The organism is Micromonospora sp. WMMD737 (assembly GCF_049179055.1).
GTDB lineage: Bacteria > Actinomycetota > Actinomycetes > Mycobacteriales > Micromonosporaceae > Micromonospora > Micromonospora reichwaldensis.
Genome location: NZ_JBMHMH010000001.1, coordinates 175,773 through 192,497, shown reverse-complemented (window position 1 = coordinate 192,497; position 16,725 = coordinate 175,773). Strand labels below are relative to the sequence as shown.

Here is a 16,725-nt window from a genome sequence, read left to right as displayed (position 1 = left end):
TCACCCTCCCGTGTCGCGGTAGGTTGGGAATCTCGCGAAAACCGGCTGACCGGCGTGCGTCACCAGGTCGCGCCAGCTGGGTCCGACGCGGCCGAGAATGGCACCGAGCGAGCGGTCGCGGCGCCACTCCGGCCCGGCCATGCCCCACTGCCCCAGGGCGTCCAGGAGCACCGGGTCGACCGGGACCCAGACCCCGTCGACCTGGAACTCCGCCCACGAGTGCGATGCGGAGATCGGTGGGGTCAGCGACCTGCCGAAGGAGAACCGGGCGGTCAGTCCTCGCCTGCGGGCCTCCTCGACCAGCAGGTGGGCCACGCCGACGCAGTCGCCGATCCCGGTGTCACGGACGAAGGCGCTGTCGGCGCGCAACGTCTCCGGCAGCCAGAGGAACCGGATGTGCCGGGTCTCCGCCAGCAGGTCGAGCACCGCCGGCGGCAGTTCCGGCCAGGTCCGCGGCCGGTCGAACGTCACCGAGTGCAGCACGCCGCCCCGGTCCGGTGCCGACGTCGTCTCGTGCCAGGCGTCGTCCGGCACCGCGAGGCGCCACCGGCACGGCTCGTCGTGCCCGGGCTCCGGGCACTGCGCCACGTAGTCCATCCGGTAGCGGGCGTGCGCGGTGGGGCGCCCCAGCTCGCGGATCCACCAGGAGAGGACCTTGCGCCCACGCGAGCGCGGGTCCAGGTGCACCGAGACGTTGCGCAGGTCGGTGGCGTCGAACAGGCGGCCGTCCGCGCCGGCCGCCGAGGGCAGACCGGCGGCGACGAGGACGTCGAGGCCCGGCCCGTCGATCTGGTACTCGGCGGCGACAGTGGCGGCGTCCATCTCGAAGCGCCGATGCGAGTGCGGCACCTGCAGGACCAGCGGCAGCAGGGCGTCGAGCGCCTGCCGGTCGAGCCAACCCTCGGCTGTCACGAGGCACCTCCCACGAGGCGCCGGTACAGACCGTCCTCGGCCATCAGGTCCTCGTGGCGGCCACGCTGGACGAGCCTGCCGTCGCTCATGACGAGGATCTGGTCGGCGGCCTCGGGATGGGAGAGCCGGTGGGCGACGACCACCAGGGAGCGCCCGGTCCGGCGCAGGTTGGCCATGATGCGGTCCTCCGTGAGCCGGTCGAGGGCGCTGGTCGCCTCGTCGAGGATCAGCAGCTCGGAGTTCCGCAGCAGGGCCCGCGCCAGGGAGATGCGTTGGATCTGCCCACCGGACAGGCCCGCCCCGGAGCTGCCGAGCAGCGTCTCGTACCGCATCGGCATCGCGTCGATGTCGTCGTGGACCTCGGCCAGCCGGGCGGCGGCGATGACGTCCTCCAGGGAGCACTCCGGCCGGCCGAGCGCGATGTTCTCCCGGATGGTCCCGCCGAACAGCCGGGCGTCCTGCCGGACGTACGCCATCGACCGCCGCGCGGCCGGCCGGTCCAGCTGGTCCGTCGGCGTGCCGTCGAGGGACACCGTGCCGGCGCTGGGCAGGTAGAGCCCCGCCAGCAGCATGGCGAGCGTCGACTTGCCGGAGCCGGACTCACCGAGGATGAGAGTGAACTGCCCGGGCTCGATCTGTGCGTTGACGTCCACGAGCGCCGGCGTCCGCGCGCCCGGATAGGCGAACCGCACGCCGTCGAGCGTGATGGCGCCGGTGACGCGGGACGGCGCCACCGCGTCTGGGCCGGCCTCCGGTCGCGCGTCCAGGATGTCGGCGAGCCGGGTCAACGTGGCCCTCAGGCCGGCGACCTCCAGCCCGGTCTGCACCAGACTCGCCAGCGGTACGAACATTCCCATGGCCAGGGCGGAGAAGCCCACCACCCGGGACAGGGAGATCTCGCCGCGACCGAGCAGGACCAGACCGGCGGCGAGCACGGCGAGCGGAGCGAGGAACTGGATCGCGGTGCTGGCGGCCTCGCACACGCCGAGGAACCGCCGGCTGCGGGTCCTGGCGTTCACCTCGGCGACGAACGTGTGGCTCCAGGTCTCCGCCGCGGCGCCCTCCAGCCCGGAGGCCTTCAGCGTCGGCACGCTGTCCAGCAACTGGAACAGCTCGGTGTGGCTCTTCGCCTGCGCCTCCAACAGCGCCGCGGTCAGGTATTCCTGCTTGCGCCAGCTGAACGCGAGCAGGGCGAGCTGGGCGACGGCGAGGGTGAGCACCAGCGCGCCGAGGCGCCGGTCCGCGACGACGATGAGCCCGCCGTACACGAGCACCAGCACCCCGTCGAGCACGGCCGACAGCGCGGACCCCGTCAGGATCTGACGGACCGCGTTGCTGGTGCGGACCCGCATGGAGAGGTCACCGGTGTGGCGCTGGGCGAAGTAGTCGAACGGCAGGGCGACGAGGTGGTGGACCGCTCCGAGGGTCACCGACTTGTCGGCGAGGGTCTGCACGGACAGCAGGGCCAGCCGACGGACGGTCTGCATCCAGAAGTACATCCCGAACAGCACGACCGCCGCCCCGAACAGCAGCCAGGCGCTGACCGGTTCGCCGGGCTGGCTCGCCCGGTGCACGACGTAGGTGGAGGCGGCCGGCACCGCCAGGCCGCACAGGGTCAGCGCGACCGAGGTCAGCGCGAGGGGAACCCAGGCGGCTGTACGCGGGAAGAACTTCGACAGGTACGGCAGGCGGCTCGCGCCGAGGTTCCGGGCGTCGGCCCCTCGCCGCGACGTCGTGGCGCCGACCGGTGGATGGAACTCCAGCGCCACACCGGTGAACGCCTTGCCGGCCTCGGCCAGGCTGACCTTACGCCGGCCGAAGGCCGGATCGACGATGTACAGGTGGGTGTCGGTCACCCGCTCCAACACGACGAAGTGGATGAAGTTCCAGAAGAGGATGGTCGCCGGGGGGAGGTTGCGCAGCCCTTCGATGGAGACCCGGACCCCGCGCGCGACCAGACCGCGCCGCCGCGCGGCACCGAGCATCGCGCGGGCCGCGACCCCGTCCCGGCCCGTGTTGGTCTCGGTGCGCAGCTCGTCGAGGGGGACCGGTTGACCGAAGTAGGCGAGGACCATCGCCAGTGCGGCGGCCCCACACTCGCTCATCTGCGACTGGAGCACGACCGGAACCCGGGTGCGCGAGATCCGCAGCGCGGCCCGCACGTTGCGCCACCGCAGGCCGCGCAACGCGGCCAGGCCGGGCAGCGCCCGCCAGCCGAGCTCCACCGCGTCGCCGGCATCCCGGTTGACGCCGTGGTGACGCAACGCCTCGCGCCGGAAGCGCTGCCGTCGGTCGGTGAACTCCGTCGGTAGGCTCGTCGCCTCCGGCGGCCGGGGGGCCTGTTCCGCCTGCCCGGTCTTGTCCAGCGTGCTCATCCGCCGCTGCCCGAGTCGACCCGGAGCACCTGCGCGGTGATGGCCTCCGCGGTGGGCGAGAGCAGGAACTCCACCGACCGCGCCACGTCGGCGACGGTGGCGGCCCGGTTGAGCATGTTCCGTCGGTTGATGGCGGCGCGGAGGCCGTCCTCGATCGATGCGGTCATGGCGGTGTCGATGAAGCCCGGTGCGACGCAGTTGACCGTGATGCCCCGGCTGCCGACCTCGGCGGCGAGCACCCTCGAGAACCCTTCCAGAGCGCACTTGGTCGCGGTGTACGCGCCGAGCCCGCGGAAGGTCCGATGGGCCGCGATCGAGGTGACGTTGACGATGCGCCCGCCACGGCGGTACATCGCCTTGACCGCCGCCTGGGACAGGGACATCGGGACCTCGACGTTGAGCTGCCACATCCGGGTCATGTCCGACCGGGCGGCGGCCACGTGCAGCGCCGCGCTCGCCACCCCCGCGTTGTTGACCAGACCGTGGAGGTCGGCGCACTCCCGTAGCCGGTTGGCCACCGCGAGCCGATCGTCGCCGCTGGTGAGGTCGGCGGCGACGAACGTCAGCGGGTCGCCGACGGACTCCCGCAGGGCCGCGAACTCGCCGGGGGCGGTCCGTGCCACGGCGACCACCCGGTAACCGACGGTCAGCAGCTGCCGGGTGACGGCCAGCCCGATGCCACGGGTACCGCCGGTGACGAACACCGTCCCGAGCGCCTCACTCACCGCGGGCCGCCTTTCCGGACGGTGCCATCGGAAGCTGGTCGACGACGGTGACGCGGCGCGGTTGTTCCGCCGGGGCCAGCACTCGGCGGGCGTGGGCCTTGACCCGCTGCACGACCACCTCACGGTCGGAGCCCGGCGGCGTGACGACGTCGGCGCCGACGACGGCGCCGAGCACGCTGCTGCGCACCGGGTAGACGCGGACCGCGACGACGTCCGGATGTTCCCGCAGCAGTCGGGCCACGTGGCCGGGCACGACCTTCACGCCACCCACGTTGATGACCTCGCCGCGTCGCCCGAGGATGTGCAGGCGCCCACCGTGGATCGCCGCCTCGTCCCCGGTCGGCAGGTACGGTGCGCCGGGCGCCGGGGACAGGAGCAGCTCGCCGTCACGTACCGCCAGCGCCTTCCCGGTGGGCCCGTACCCGTCGAGGACGGAGAGCGGCAGGCCCGGCAGCCCGTCGGAGACGGTGGCGATCCGGCCCAGCTCCGTGCTGGCGTAGAACTGCAGGACGCGTTGCGGCGCGAACGCCGACTCGATCAGGCGGAGCAGCGGGGCGTCCACCGGCTCGCCGCCCATCGACACGGTGTGCACCCGCGGTCGGGCCTCGTCGGTCCCCCGGTGCAGCGCCGCCATCCGCCAGAACGACGGGGTGCCGGCGACGACGTCGTAACGCGCGCCCGTCCCGGCGGCGAGGTCGGTCGGCGTGAGGAAGTCGATGCTGGCAGCCCTGCCCAACGCCTGGCTCACGGCCTCCACCCCGGCGTAGGTGAAGGGTGCGTAGCCGATCCCCCACCTCTCGTCACCGTGCGCGGTCTCCCAGTCGGCGCCGCGGGCCAGCTCCGGCCAGGGCCAGTAGGTGGGGGTCGGGGTACCCGTGGTGCCCGAGGAGAAGATCCACAGCCCGCCCGGCCCTGCGCCGGTGGGCCGGCCGCCTTCCCCGGTGGGCCGGATCAGCCCGCTCGCGACGTTCAGCACCGCCTGCGGGCGCAGCTCCGCCAGCGCCGACGCGGTGACGGTCGGACCCACCACGGCCACGGACGCGTCGAGCGGGCGGAGCGCACGCAGTGCGACCACGAGGTCCGGCCCGGAGGCGACCTCGACCGCGAGGTGGCGCAGGCCGGTCGCCGCGACCGCCTCTCGCAGCCGGACGATCCGCTGCGCCAGCGGATCGGCATGGGTAGTCACGGGCATGACTCAGCCTGCTGCCGGCTGCAGCGCCCGGCAGAGGTCCGCGAGCGTCTCCATCCGGTCGACGGCGACGACGTCCAGCAGTACGCCCAGCTCCTGCTCGAACTCGACGATGAGTTCCGCGACGACGAGGCTGTCGATCTCCAGCTCGGCCAGCCGCATCGCGCCGGTGTAGCGCGGCGCGTCGCCGACCGGCGGCACGGTGAGCACCCGCTTCGCCACCGCGTCAAGGGTTTCCTCGTCGATCACCGTGTCGACGTGGACACTCTCCACGCTCAACCAACTCCATCCATGAATAGCTCCTCGGACCGTTCCTCGGCGGCGGTGCCGGACACCACCGCGATGCGCGCCGGGACCGCCAGGAACGGCCGGCCGGCGACGTGGGAACGGACGTGGCTGGCGAGATCGTCCGCCGTGACTGCGGCGTCGGCGGTCGTCACCTCGGCGGCGAGCCGCGATCCGCCGTCCTCGGCGACCTCCACCGAGACCCTGGCGGAGGCGACCGCGGGGTGCGAGTCGAGGACCGAGGTCACCTCGGCCAGGTCGACGACCAGCACGACCGCACCGTCGGGCGCGCGAAGCGGCGTGAGCACGGGACCGCTCTGCGTCGCCGGCGCGGTGCTGGCCGCGTCGTCTCCGGCCAGCCGTGCGCGGAAGGCGGCGACGAACCTGGTGAAGGTGGCCTGCGACATGGTCTCGCTGTCGACGGTCAGCCGGACGCCAAGTCCGTTGGGCCGCTCGTTCGCGGCGATCCGCAGGCCGTCGACGGTCCTGACCAGAGTCGGGGGGTACGCGCCGCGCTCGATGGCGACCGCGCCGCCGTCGGCGTCGTCGCGGTCGGCGGTGTCCTCCAGGTACGTCATCGACAGGGTGTCGTGGACCGGACGGCCCAGGCGTCGTACCGCTGTCGCCCACATGTCGTCCAACGCCTGCCGCGTGACGGTGCGGCGCGAGGTCGCCGACAACAGCTCCCGCCGCACCTGCACCAGCAGGTCGTCGTGCCGCTCCGGCCGGTCCAGCACGACCGGCACGACGACGTCGAACATGCCGACGACGCCCTGGTCGACGTGACGCCGGCCGTTCAGTTTCATCGAGACGACGATGCGGTCCTGCGGCGTCAGCTGGAACACGGCGGCCGCGAACAACGTGAGGAGCCACTGGACGGTGCTGAAGCCGGCGGTCTGCCAGCGCTCGCGCACGGCCTTCCACTCGTCCTCGACCAGGGTCAGCAGCTCGGTGTGGGCGACGGTCGCGGGCGGCCCGCCGAGCCCCGGAAGGAACTGGCACCGGGGCGGCAGCCACGGGCCACGCCGCCGCCAGTACGCGGCCACCGCCTGGGCGCGCGCCGAGTCGGCGGCGGCGGCCTGACCGGTCACCGCGGCGAGGTAGTCGGCGTCCACCGGTTCGGCGTCGGTCCCGCCGCCGAAGTAGGCGCCCCACAGGTCGCGTACGACGATCATCCGCGCGGTGGCGTCGACGGCGTAGTCGGAGAACACCCCGAGCACGGCGTGCAGGGTCGGAGTGAACCGCAGCAACCGCAGCACGAACGGGTACTCGACCGCGAGGTCGAAGTGGCGCCGGAGGTCCGCCGCCAGGACGGAGCGTACGTACCGGGCGAACTGCTCGGTGTCGTTCGCCGTGACCTGGGTCATCGCCACGAGCCGGCGGTCGTCGGGCATCGGCCGGATCCACTGGACAGGTTCACCGTCGAGCGTCGTGACACCGATCCGCAGCGCCGCGTGCCGGGCGACCGTCGAGCGCACCGCGCCGACGAACGCGACGACGTCCAGCGGGCCGGTGACCTGGTAGGACATCCAGACCGCCGCGCCCCGTTCCGGCGTCTCCAGCAGGGCGCGGTGGTGTGCGAGCTGGCCCGGCAGCAGGGGATGGACGACAGCGGTGTCGGGATCGGCCGCCTCAGGGCGGGTGGGTCGCGACGACATACGGTCCTCATCCCAGCAGCGGTGGTCACCTACCGGAGGCCAGATTCAAGATCGGCAGATTAGCAACTCCCCGGACACCGTCAAGGAATCCGCACTTGAACGGGGGTCGGCGGTGGGTGCGCACGCGCGATCGCCCGGATCTGTCGACGGTCCACCTTCCCGTGCGGGGTGAGCGGCAGCGCGGGAACCGCGACGCAACGCTCCGGCGTCTTGGCCGGTTCGAGGCGGTGCGCCAGCTCCGCCAGCACGTCGTTCTCCGGCAGGACGGTGGCCACCACGACGGTGAGCGGGTTCGCCCCGTCCGGCGCGAGGGCGGCAGCCCCGTCGACGCCGTCGATGTCCATGGCCGCCGCTTCGATCTCGGCGGTGCTCGACCGCACGCCCCGGTGCTTGAAGACGTCGTCGCCGCGACCGTGCAGATACAGGTGGCCGTCGACGTCCAGGTGGCCGCGGTCGCCCGTGTGCAGCCGCCGGCCAGCCGCGGTCGCCCGGAAGGTGGCGGCGCTCAGCTGCCGGTCACGCCAGTATCCGGCCATGACGTTCGCGCCCTCGACGACGACCTCGCCGACCTCGCCGGCGGGTAGCGGCCGGCCCTGACGGTCGACGACGCGTACGACGGTGCCGGGGATCGCGCGCCCGACGGACCCTGGGCGTTCCAGATCGCCGTCCGGCTCCAGGATCGTGGCCCGCTTGCATTCGGTCAGTCCGTACATCTGCACCACGGCCGCGCCCGGGAACGCGTCGCGCAGCCCGTCTGCGAGCCGTGGCGACATCCGGGCGCCGGTGTTCGTGAACATCCGGACCGACTGCGGCACCGGGAGCGCCGTCCTGGCCGCCAGCCGGAGCAGCGCGGTGGCGATCTCCGGCACGACGGGCACGACGGTGGCCCCCGCGCTGTTGATCCGTTCGAGGAGGGCGATCCCCTCCCCTGCCTCGAGCGCCTCCCACCGTGAGCCCGCAGCCGTGGCGAGCAGGAGCTGGTAGAGCCCGTAGTCGAACGAGGGCGGCACGCAGGAGAGGACGACGTCGTCCGGCCGGTAGCCGAGGACCTGTCCGATCGCCCGGGTCGCGAAGAGGACGCTGTCGTGCGGACAGACCACCCCCTTGGGTCGCGCGCTGCTGCCCGACGTGTACATCAGGAGGGCGGGCGCCTCCAGGTCACCGTCGGCACGGCTCGCATCGGGCTGGCCCGCGTCCCCGGCCGGCGCGTCGAGCGTCTCCAGGATCTCCCCGAACCGGGCCGACGACCAGGCGCGGGCAGGCACCTCGACCGCTGCGGGGTCGATCCCCACCACGAGGGCTGGTTCGATGTCGGCGAGTACCGCCCGAAGCTGGAACGGACGCATCGTGGCCGACAGGGGCGCCAGCGTCAGGTCCGCGTACGACGCCGCGAAGAGGATCGCGGCGAAGCCGGCGCCGCCGCACCGCACGGCGATCCGGTCCCCCGGCAGCAGGCCCAGGGCGCGGAACCGACCGGCCAGGTTGACGCTTCGCTGCCGGAGTTCCTGGTAGCTCCACCGGTGACTCCGGTCGACGACCGCGATGCGCCGGGGATGCCGACGCGCGGCGGTGTCCAGCAGGGTGTGGATCCGCATGTCAGGACCGGGCTGAGCTGCCCCTGGCGGCGAGGCTCAACGCCCGACCGTCCGGTGCCGTCTGCGCTCCTCGGGAAGCATCTGGCTGAACTGGTACCAGCCCCCCGCGCAGGCCTGGGCGACGACCCGAAGCGACTCGTGGCAGTGGGCGGGAACGTTGCCAGCGGTGTTCGACGACTGCGAGATGAAGGCGAGCGTCCCGGTGAGCAGCCGGAGCAGGGCCTTGCCGTGGTCCGTGTAGCGCAGCGCGGGATCCTGGCGGAGCCGCTCCAGCTGCAGCCGGATGCTGGCGGCGAGATCCTGATCCGTCACCGGCAGCCCGTCGGGGGACGAGACGGCTGCCAACTCGGCGAGCGGCGGCGCCGGGGCCTTCTGCCCGGCCGGGACACAGACGCCGCCGCCGAGCGCCTTGCGGCGGACGTCGAAAGCCGTCCCGACCGAGATGCCTGACCGGCGCGCCACCTCGCGCAGGCTGGCATCAGGCTCGCGACGCACGATCGCCTCGGCCACCCGCCGGCCCTCTTCCGTCGAGACCGGGTGCCGGCGCCCGTCCCGGCCGATCCGGACGTCCTGATGGTGGCCCGTGTCCAGGGATCGCCGCCGCAGGCCGGCGACGGTCTTGGCGGCGACGCCACACACCGCCGCTATCCGGCGGTCGGACCACTGGGGATGCGAGGCGAGGATCCGCTTGGCGGCGGCCAGCCGGTCCCGGGCGCTCAGCGGCAGGCCGTCCTCGAGGTTCAACTGCACCGCGGCCACGAAGGCGTCCGCGTCGGAGCCGTCGAAGTAGACGACCGGCACGTGGCGGTCACCCCGCACACGCGCGGCCCGTAGCCGGTGCATGCCGTCCACCACCCGCAACGACGAACGTTGGACGACGATCGGTGGCAGCTCGACGGTCAGCTCGACGAGGGTCGTGACGTGTCTCGTGCTGATCCCGTCCAGTCTCGGGGAGAAGCCGACCCGCAACGAGCGCACGTCGGCCACGTCGACCTCCGGAACCGCTGCCTCCCCCGCCTGGGCGGGCTGCGCGGTGGAGTCGCTATCCGGTCGTCTCTTCATTCGTCCCTCGCGCCAAGTCGCCACAGTGGAAATGGCTGCGCTGACGCTGATCGCCCGTGCGCCTGCGACAACACACGGTCGCACTTACCCGACGATTTAGCCGCCGCCACCATTACCCGTCCGTCACGAAATACCCGTGACGGTCATGCTACAACCGCAGGCAGACGCCTTCCAGACACCGCAGACAGCAATTCGAACGGTAACGGCGAACGTACCGACAGTTCGACCTCAAGCAGGACCGGGACACCTCGGCGACATCAGTGCGTAAACGCCCTGCGGACGGTCGGTAATTGTCTGGCGCAGAAACCGCCGCAGGCCATGTCGAATTGCGACCGGGCAACACGGAGGGTGGCGAGGCTCTGACGCAAATGGGATACGGACATGCTTGTGGATCACCATCACGGTCGGTACTATGCAGGCCCCGAGACCGTTGGCCAGTGTCCGGTCGAAGGCGGGCGCGACGTTCGAGAAATGCCGTCCGTCCTTGCTCGACAAAACACTTCAGAGACACCAGCAAACCAATTAGTACGGGCGGGGCAATGCCACGGAAATTGAAGCTGCCGGCCACTGTCGCCGCGCACCGCCACCCCGCCCGGTCGACGGCAGGGTCACCGGGATGCGGGGCACCGGCCGCCGGAGGAGGCGTCCTGCCAGGACCCCGGTTCCCGGAGCGGGCTCCCGCCGGCCCCGCGATACGGGCTGCGTGGTGAGCCGTACGAGGCGGGCACGGTCGCGCCTGAGCCGGCCCGGCGGTCGATGTGCCGACCGCCGCACGGGGACGGGCACCCGCGCCGGGTCCGCGACGACGGTTCGCCCGGCACCGGGCACCAGGCCGGGGCGGCGGTCGTGACCGAGCGGGAGACCAACCGGGTGCTGGCACTGCGCCCCCTCGCCGTGCTCAAGCTCTACACCGCTGCCTGGCGCCGCGACACCGAGGTGACGGCACTCGAGTCGCTGCGCGGACGCGCGCCGGTCCCCGCGGTCATCGGCAGCGCGACGTTCGGGCGGCACAGCGCGGCCCTCATCCGGTACGTGCGGGGCAGCGCACCGGACCCCGCCAGCGCCCTCGACGTGCGGGCATCGGTCGCCGCGTTGCGGGCCGCGCACACGATCACCGGACCAGCCTTCGGTCGGCTGCACGCGCCCGACCAACCGAGCTGGGCCGGGTTCCTGGCGGGCCGGCTCGACTCGTACGCCGAGACACTGACGACGTTGGGTCTCACCGCGCAGGCGCGGCAGTGCCGGACCCTGCACCACGCGCTCGACGTGCTCGGAGACACCCGCCCCCACCTGCTGCACAGCGACCCGAACCCCGGCAACGTCATCCTGACCGCACACGGTCCGGTCCTTCTCGACTGGGAGCTGGCGACGTTCGGCGACCCCGAACTGGATCTGGTGAGGCTGGCCTGGGAGTGGCGCCTGCCGCCGGCGCGGTGGCCGGAGTGGGTCGGCCTCGACCCCCGGTCGCCCACCGTCGGCCTCTACCTGCGGCTGCACCTGTTCAGCCGCCTGATGAGCGCGAGCAGCAGGCCGGGGGCCGCCTCGGCGGCGCTGGCGCACCGCTGCCTGACCGAGCTGACCGACCTGTACGACGGCGTCCACTCCCCCGGAGGCTCCGATGCAAGCTGACGCGGCCATCGACATCCTGACCTCGGTGGTACCGCAGGCAGCCCCGCTGGGGGCGACACCGGTCACCAAGGGCATCTTCAGCACCGGATGGCGGGTACACACCACCGACGGCGACTACCTGATCAAGATCAACGAAGACGCCCGGGCCGCTGACGACTTCCTGGGAGCCCGCAGGGCCACCGAGATCGCGCTGGTACACGGCGTGCCGGTGCCGCGCCTGCTGGGCTCGGGATCGGACGGTGACGGGCACGCCTTTCTCGTTCAGGAATGGATCGACGGCACGGACGCCGAGGACCACTTCGCCGCCCGGGACGGGCGGGAGCGGCGGCGGGTACTCGAACGGCTGGGCGCGGTGCTGGCCCGGCTGCACGACATCCCCTACACCGCGCAGGGGCCGACCAGCATCCACGACACGGTCGCAGTCAAGATCCGCCGCTACGCCGCCCGGGCAGCCAGGATGGAGATATTCACCCCCAGCGATCTTGATCGGCTCGTCGCCAAACTGCTGGAACTGGTCACCGAGGCACTGCCGTCGATGTCTCCGCGGCTGACCCACCTCGATGTGCACCTACCCAACGTGCTTGTCGACGCAGCCGGCGACGTATGGCTGCTGGACATGGACTTCGCCCGGCCCGGTGACCCGGTGGAGGACTTCGTGAAGCTCGACTGGTGGTGCTTCGCGGACGACACCGAACGGGCGGCGTTCCACACCGCCTATGCGGCGCACCGGACCCACCCGGACCCGCCACGTGACGTCGAAGCCGGGCTGCACCTGCACAAAATCATCACGGCTCTTTCCTACGTCGCCCTATTCGCCGAGAAGGAGCCGCAGGCAGTGGCCGAATGGAAGCAGCGCCTCAGCGACGAGCGCCGGTCGGCGGCCGGGCTACTCGGAGAGGCAGTGACATGACATTCGAAGGCTACGACCTGGTGGTCGTCGGATCCGGCCTGTTCGGATTGACGATCGCCGAGCGGACCGCCGCCGAGTTGGACAAGCGGGTGCTGGTCCTGGAACGGCGCGACCATCACGGTGGCAACGCCTACTCGGAGGTCGATCCGGACACCGGAATCGAGGTGCACAGATATGGCCCCCATATCTTCCACACCTCCAACGAACGAATCTGGGCCTACGTCAACCGTTTCACCGCGTTCACCGGATACCGGCACAAGGCTTTCACCCTCTATCAGGGGCAGGTGTATCCCCTGCCGGTCAACCTCGCCACGATCTGTCAATTCTTCGGCCGCTACCTCACCCCGGACGAGGCGCGGGCACTGATTGCCGAACAGGCGGCCGAGATCGGCCAGCTCCCCCCTGATCCGAGCCACGAGGAAAAAGGCATCTCACTGGTGGGACGGCCCCTCTACGACGCGTTCTTCCGGGGATACACGGCCAAGCAGTGGCAGACGGACCCGAAGGAACTTCCCGGGTCGGTCATCGCCCGGCTACCGGTCCGGTTCGACTTCAACAACCGGTACTTCAACGACACGTACGAAGGCCTCCCGGTCGACGGGTACACCGCCTGGCTGTCGCGGATGGCGGCCGACCCGCGCATCGACCTGCGCCTGAACACGGACTTCTTCGAGCTGGCCGACGCCGTTGCGGACGGGACGCCGGTCGTCTACACCGGACCGCTGGACCGCTACTTCCGCTACAGCGGGGGTCGGCTCGGCTGGCGCACGCTCGACTTCGAGCGGGAGGTGGCGCCGGTGCGCGACTACCAGGGCACCACGACGATCAACTACGCCGAGGAGTCGGTGCCGTTCACCCGGAACGTCGAGTACCGCCACATGCACCCGGAACGGTCGTACCGCAGCGACCGTACGGTGCTGGTCCGGGAGTACTCGCGCTCCGCCGGCGACCAGGACGAGCCGTACTACCCGATCAACACGGCCGGCGACCGGGACGCGCTGCGGACGTACCGGATGTTGGCCCGGCAGGAGACCGCCGAGCGCAACGTGCTCTTCGGCGGACGGCTCGGCACCTACCAGTACCTGGACATGCACATGGCGATCGGTTCCGCGCTGGCGATGTTCGAGAACCGGATCGTGCCCTACTTCCGCGATCGGCGCCCGCTCGGGTCCACCGGTCCGACCACCGACGACAAAGAGTAGGCACCATCTTGCAGACGCTCACCGTGCTGGGCCGCGTCGTGGCGATCCTGTTCGCCGCGCACGCGGTCTGGGTACTCGTTTGGATCATCGTGGCGGCCCGGGCGGTCCGCGACCGCCCTGCGGCGCCGGCCGCGGCCCCCGCGGACCTTCCCGTCATCGTGGTCATGCTGCCGGCCCTGCGCGAGCAGCGACTGGTACGCGAGACGCTGGAATCGTTCGCCACCGCGCGATATCCCGGGACGCTGATATCGGTCGCCATCACGAGCGAACGCGAGACGGCCGAACGTGCCGCCCAGGAGGCGGCCCTGCCCGCCGTGGTCACCGAACTACACGGTCTGGCCAGGCGTGGCAGCCGGGAGCGGGCACTGGAGAAGGTGCTCGCGCCGTCGGTGATCGCCGCGACCCTCGACGAGCTGGAGCGGACGTCACCGGACGACTGGCCCGGCGTGCTGCGCCGCGCCTTCGACGCGACGCCCACCACCGAGGAGCTGTGCCGGCAGATCACCGCCGAGTTGAACGGCAGGCCCGGTACGCACCGCTCGTGCCACGTCCACTTCCCCCACACCGACGGGCGCAAGGGTTCCCAGCTCAACTACGCGGTGGAGCTGATACCCGAGCTGTTGCCGGGCGTCGACCCGGACAGCGTCTACCTGGCCGTCTACGACTTCGACGCGGTGGCCCACGGGGAGACCTTCGTGGCGGTGGGAGATTTGGTGCGCACGGCGGTCGCCGCGGGCCGCCGCCCGCCGGCGCTGCTGCACCAGGTGCAGCTGCCGCTGCGGTTCCGGGCTCCCTTCGCCCCCGGTGCCGACGGTGCCCTGATGCGCGGACAGGTGCTGTACTGGCTGCGGCGTGGCCTGGGCGTCGAGGTCGGGCGGATACTCCAGAACGACCTGTTGCGCCGCAGCCCGCGCCTGGTGCGACTGCTCGCCGCGCCGTTCCGCCCGATGATCTACGCGATCGGCTCGGGGACGTTCGTCCATCTCGGCGCGTGGCGCGAGCTCGGCCCGTTCCCGGAGATGCAGGAGCCGGTCGGGCACCGCGCCTCGCTGCTCGGCGTCGAGCAGGCGTTGGTGCCGAGCTTCAACCTGACCGAGCCCTACTACCAGACCAGGTCGATGATGAACGGCTGGGCCAACGTCTGCTACGGCAGCCTGGGGGTCGCCCGGGAACTGGACCACGTGCGCCCCTATCCGTCACCGGTCAGCCGGCCGGGCAAATGGCTGCTGGTGGCGAAGGAGCTGTTCGACATCGCCATCTGGTTCGCCGGAGTGCTGCTCATCCCCGCCGGGCTGGTGATCACGGCGATGGGGGGCGGCTGGTGGACCGTGCTCGCCGTCGGCGCCGGTGTGCTGGCGTATCCCGTCACGGCCGTCCTGCTGCTGGCGCTGCTGCCGCGACTGGGCGGGATCGACCGCCAGGACCGCTCCGTCAGTTGGTTGACCGGGAGACGTCCGCGGCTGACGCTCGTGGCGACGTTCGTCGCCGCGCCCTTCGTCAGCGCCACCGGCCCGTGGCTGATGTTCCTGCGCATGCTCCGCTCCTGGCGGGTGGGCACGCCGGTGCTGTCCGGGAAGACCGAACGGTAGGCCGGTCCTCGCGTCGCCTCGCGCGGCAGGAGGCGCTTGGGCGATGCCGCCCAAGCGCCTCCTGCCGTCACACGAGTGACTTCGAGGCAGGCAGGTCGCGGTCGGCGTCCGGGTCGAAGAACCGGGTGAGAAAGTCCTGCTGCCAGGCGCGCGGCTCCGGCAGGTCCCACTGGCCGTACTCGGTGAGCAGGCGCTCCGGCTCCGGGCACCGTTGCCGCAGCGCGGCCAGGGCGTCCGCGGGGACGGCGTCCGGGTAGAGCATCCGCAGGTGCGCGAGCCCGTAGAAGACGGGCCCGGCCACCGCGTACTCGTCCACCCGTTCGAGCAACAGGTCCCACGAGAGGTCTCCGCCGGCACGGCGTACGACCTCGGCGATGTCGACGTACTTGAGCAACTGCCGGTGCTTGCCGCGGTTCATAAACCTGAGGGTCGTCGAGGTCTTGTAGATGTGGGCGGAGAGGTCGATGACCGCGTCCTCGGCGGACGGCACGAGGAACGAGGCGTCCCCGTACCGGTGCCGGCCGGCGTGCGCCAGCACGGCACCGACCGGAACGTCGTAGCCCTTGCCGGGCAGCGCCAACGAGACGTTGATGTCGACGCTGACGATCGGCCGGTGGAACTCGCCGAACTTGTTCATCTTGGGCAGGTCACTGCCGTACAGACGCCAGAAGGCCCGCTCCCGCTTGCTCAGCGGGACGATGTCGACGCGCGTCGGGTTGCCTTCCACGTAACCGAGTCCCTCGAGCGCCTTGACCAGGGTGGTCGCCTCCTCCCTGGTGACGAGGACGTCCAGGTCACCCATCGGTCGCGTCCCCGGCTCCTGGTAGACCGCGAAGGCCAGATGGCCGCCCTTGCGCATGAGCACCGTGATGCCCTGGTCCGCCGCGGCGTCGCTGATCGCCCGGACCTCAGCCAGCATGAGCTCGTTGGCACGTTGCGTGTCCCGGTAGGCGGAGTACAGGAGCAGCACGACGGGAGAATCGATGCCCGCGACCCTCTCGGTGGTGAGCAGGCGCCAGAGGTGCCAGCCCACGAGGGGGGCGACGCGGTGCCTGGCGGCCTGCACGGCGAAATGCCCCCAGTCCAGGCGCGGCGCGTCCCGACTGATGATCGTGCGCACCCGAGCCATCTGCGTATCCGTCACCTGCTGCCTGCTGAGCAGGAGCAACAACTCCGATTCGGCTGACAACTCGGCCATCCGGCCTCCTTCTCGACGGTGCCCCGGCATTGCTCGGCGCTGACTCGACATCCGTCCGCGGTGGCCACGAGATCACTCTGCGTGAAGCTCGCTCCTGGGCGGGCTGCACAGCTTAACGGTCTGCCGGAAGCGTTTCACCTGCCTGCCTGCCGGACGCGCGCACGGGCGTCGCCGCCGACGGGACGCGTTCCGCCGCTGGGTGGGACGCTGGCGCGGGACCCGGGCCGGCAGGGACGTTGACCAGCGCTCAACTGCTGCCCGGCGATCGTTCAGCTGATTAGTGGACTCTCGCTCCGATCTTGATCACTATAACCGTCAGCGGCACAATGGCCGCTGGGTTCGGTGGAGACAGCAGGGGGCGTGGATGGAGTTCCATCAACTGGGCCGCAGCGGCTT

General features: G+C 71.5%; 13 protein-coding genes. 4 read left to right on the top strand and 9 right to left on the bottom strand.

All coding sequences use genetic code 11. The annotated features are described in order from the left end of the window. From ACN27A_RS00860 to ACN27A_RS00825, 8 genes are all read right to left on the bottom strand, one after another. Nucleotides 1-912: a transglutaminase domain-containing protein gene (locus tag ACN27A_RS00860; RefSeq protein WP_421448979.1), complete on the bottom strand. Its 912-nt coding sequence runs from the start codon at nucleotides 910-912 to the stop codon at nucleotides 1-3. Further along, a complete protein-coding gene (locus ACN27A_RS00855) occupies nucleotides 909-3,287 on the bottom strand; it encodes a peptidase domain-containing ABC transporter (RefSeq protein ID WP_421448978.1) in 2,379 nt (792 codons plus the stop codon). Before ACN27A_RS00855 ends, ACN27A_RS00860 begins: the two co-directional genes overlap by 4 nt. Continuing rightward, nucleotides 3,284-4,012, bottom strand: a complete 729-nt coding sequence (locus tag ACN27A_RS00850) for an SDR family NAD(P)-dependent oxidoreductase (protein WP_421448977.1) — start codon at nucleotides 4,010-4,012, stop codon at nucleotides 3,284-3,286. Before ACN27A_RS00850 ends, ACN27A_RS00855 begins: the two co-directional genes overlap by 4 nt. Continuing rightward, complete coding sequence (locus ACN27A_RS00845; protein ID WP_421448976.1) at nucleotides 4,005-5,198, bottom strand: AMP-binding enzyme; 1,194 nt, start codon at nucleotides 5,196-5,198, stop codon at nucleotides 4,005-4,007. Before ACN27A_RS00845 ends, ACN27A_RS00850 begins: the two co-directional genes overlap by 8 nt. 9 nt (nucleotides 5,199-5,207) lie before the next feature. Then, nucleotides 5,208-5,474, bottom strand: coding sequence for an acyl carrier protein (locus tag ACN27A_RS00840; protein WP_421458338.1), 267 nt, complete (start codon nucleotides 5,472-5,474; stop codon nucleotides 5,208-5,210). 2 nt (nucleotides 5,475-5,476) lie between these two features. After that, the gene (locus tag ACN27A_RS00835) at nucleotides 5,477-7,144 is read right to left on the bottom strand and encodes a condensation domain-containing protein (RefSeq protein WP_421448973.1); all 1,668 of its coding nucleotides are present in this window, start codon (nucleotides 7,142-7,144) and stop codon (nucleotides 5,477-5,479) included. 80 nt (nucleotides 7,145-7,224) lie between these two features. Beyond that, on the bottom strand, nucleotides 7,225-8,739 hold the full coding sequence (locus tag ACN27A_RS00830) for a class I adenylate-forming enzyme family protein (RefSeq protein WP_421448972.1): 1,515 nt from the start codon (nucleotides 8,737-8,739) through the stop codon (nucleotides 7,225-7,227). A gap of 36 nt (nucleotides 8,740-8,775) precedes the next feature. Further along, nucleotides 8,776-9,801: a ParB/RepB/Spo0J family partition protein gene (locus ACN27A_RS00825; protein ID WP_421448970.1), complete on the bottom strand. Its 1,026-nt coding sequence runs from the start codon at nucleotides 9,799-9,801 to the stop codon at nucleotides 8,776-8,778. A gap of 846 nt (nucleotides 9,802-10,647) precedes the next feature. Between ACN27A_RS00825 and ACN27A_RS00820 the strand changes: the two genes are divergently transcribed. The 4 genes from ACN27A_RS00820 to ACN27A_RS00805 are packed head-to-tail and all read left to right on the top strand — an operon-like array spanning nucleotide 10,648 to nucleotide 15,131. Then, nucleotides 10,648-11,430, top strand: a complete 783-nt coding sequence (locus tag ACN27A_RS00820; RefSeq protein WP_421448969.1) for a phosphotransferase family protein — start codon at nucleotides 10,648-10,650, stop codon at nucleotides 11,428-11,430. Continuing rightward, complete coding sequence (locus tag ACN27A_RS00815; RefSeq protein WP_421448968.1) at nucleotides 11,420-12,340, top strand: phosphotransferase family protein; 921 nt, start codon at nucleotides 11,420-11,422, stop codon at nucleotides 12,338-12,340. The genes ACN27A_RS00820 and ACN27A_RS00815 overlap by 11 nt, the downstream gene beginning before the upstream one ends. After that, nucleotides 12,337-13,542 (top strand): UDP-galactopyranose mutase, encoded by a 1,206-nt coding sequence (gene glf, locus ACN27A_RS00810; protein WP_421448966.1) that lies wholly within the window; start codon nucleotides 12,337-12,339, stop codon nucleotides 13,540-13,542. Before ACN27A_RS00815 ends, glf begins: the two co-directional genes overlap by 4 nt. Nucleotides 13,543-13,550: 8 nt before the next feature. Next, complete coding sequence (locus tag ACN27A_RS00805) at nucleotides 13,551-15,131, top strand: hypothetical protein (RefSeq protein ID WP_421448964.1); 1,581 nt, start codon at nucleotides 13,551-13,553, stop codon at nucleotides 15,129-15,131. A gap of 67 nt (nucleotides 15,132-15,198) precedes the next feature. Here ACN27A_RS00805 and ACN27A_RS00800 read toward each other — a convergent pair whose 3' ends face one another. Then, on the bottom strand, nucleotides 15,199-16,329 hold the full coding sequence (locus tag ACN27A_RS00800) for a nucleotidyltransferase family protein (RefSeq protein WP_421448963.1): 1,131 nt from the start codon (nucleotides 16,327-16,329) through the stop codon (nucleotides 15,199-15,201). Nucleotides 16,330-16,725: the final 396 nt, after the last annotated feature.

What these genes read in the sequence shown, in the direction of transcription:
- ACN27A_RS00800 (WP_421448963.1), bottom strand. Translation starts at nt 16,329, where the DNA reads ATGGCCGAGTTGTCAGCCGAATCGGAGTTGTTGCTCCTGCTCAGCAGG.
- ACN27A_RS00855 (WP_421448978.1), bottom strand. Translation starts at nt 3,287, where the DNA reads ATGAGCACGCTGGACAAGACCGGGCAGGCGGAACAGGCCCCCCGGCCG.
- ACN27A_RS00830 (WP_421448972.1), bottom strand. Translation starts at nt 8,739, where the DNA reads ATGCGGATCCACACCCTGCTGGACACCGCCGCGCGTCGGCATCCCCGG.
- ACN27A_RS00835 (WP_421448973.1), bottom strand. Translation starts at nt 7,144, where the DNA reads ATGTCGTCGCGACCCACCCGCCCTGAGGCGGCCGATCCCGACACCGCT.
- ACN27A_RS00825 (WP_421448970.1), bottom strand. Translation starts at nt 9,801, where the DNA reads ATGAAGAGACGACCGGATAGCGACTCCACCGCGCAGCCCGCCCAGGCG.
- glf (WP_421448966.1), top strand. Translation starts at nt 12,337, where the DNA reads ATGACATTCGAAGGCTACGACCTGGTGGTCGTCGGATCCGGCCTGTTC.
- ACN27A_RS00815 (WP_421448968.1), top strand. Translation starts at nt 11,420, where the DNA reads ATGCAAGCTGACGCGGCCATCGACATCCTGACCTCGGTGGTACCGCAG.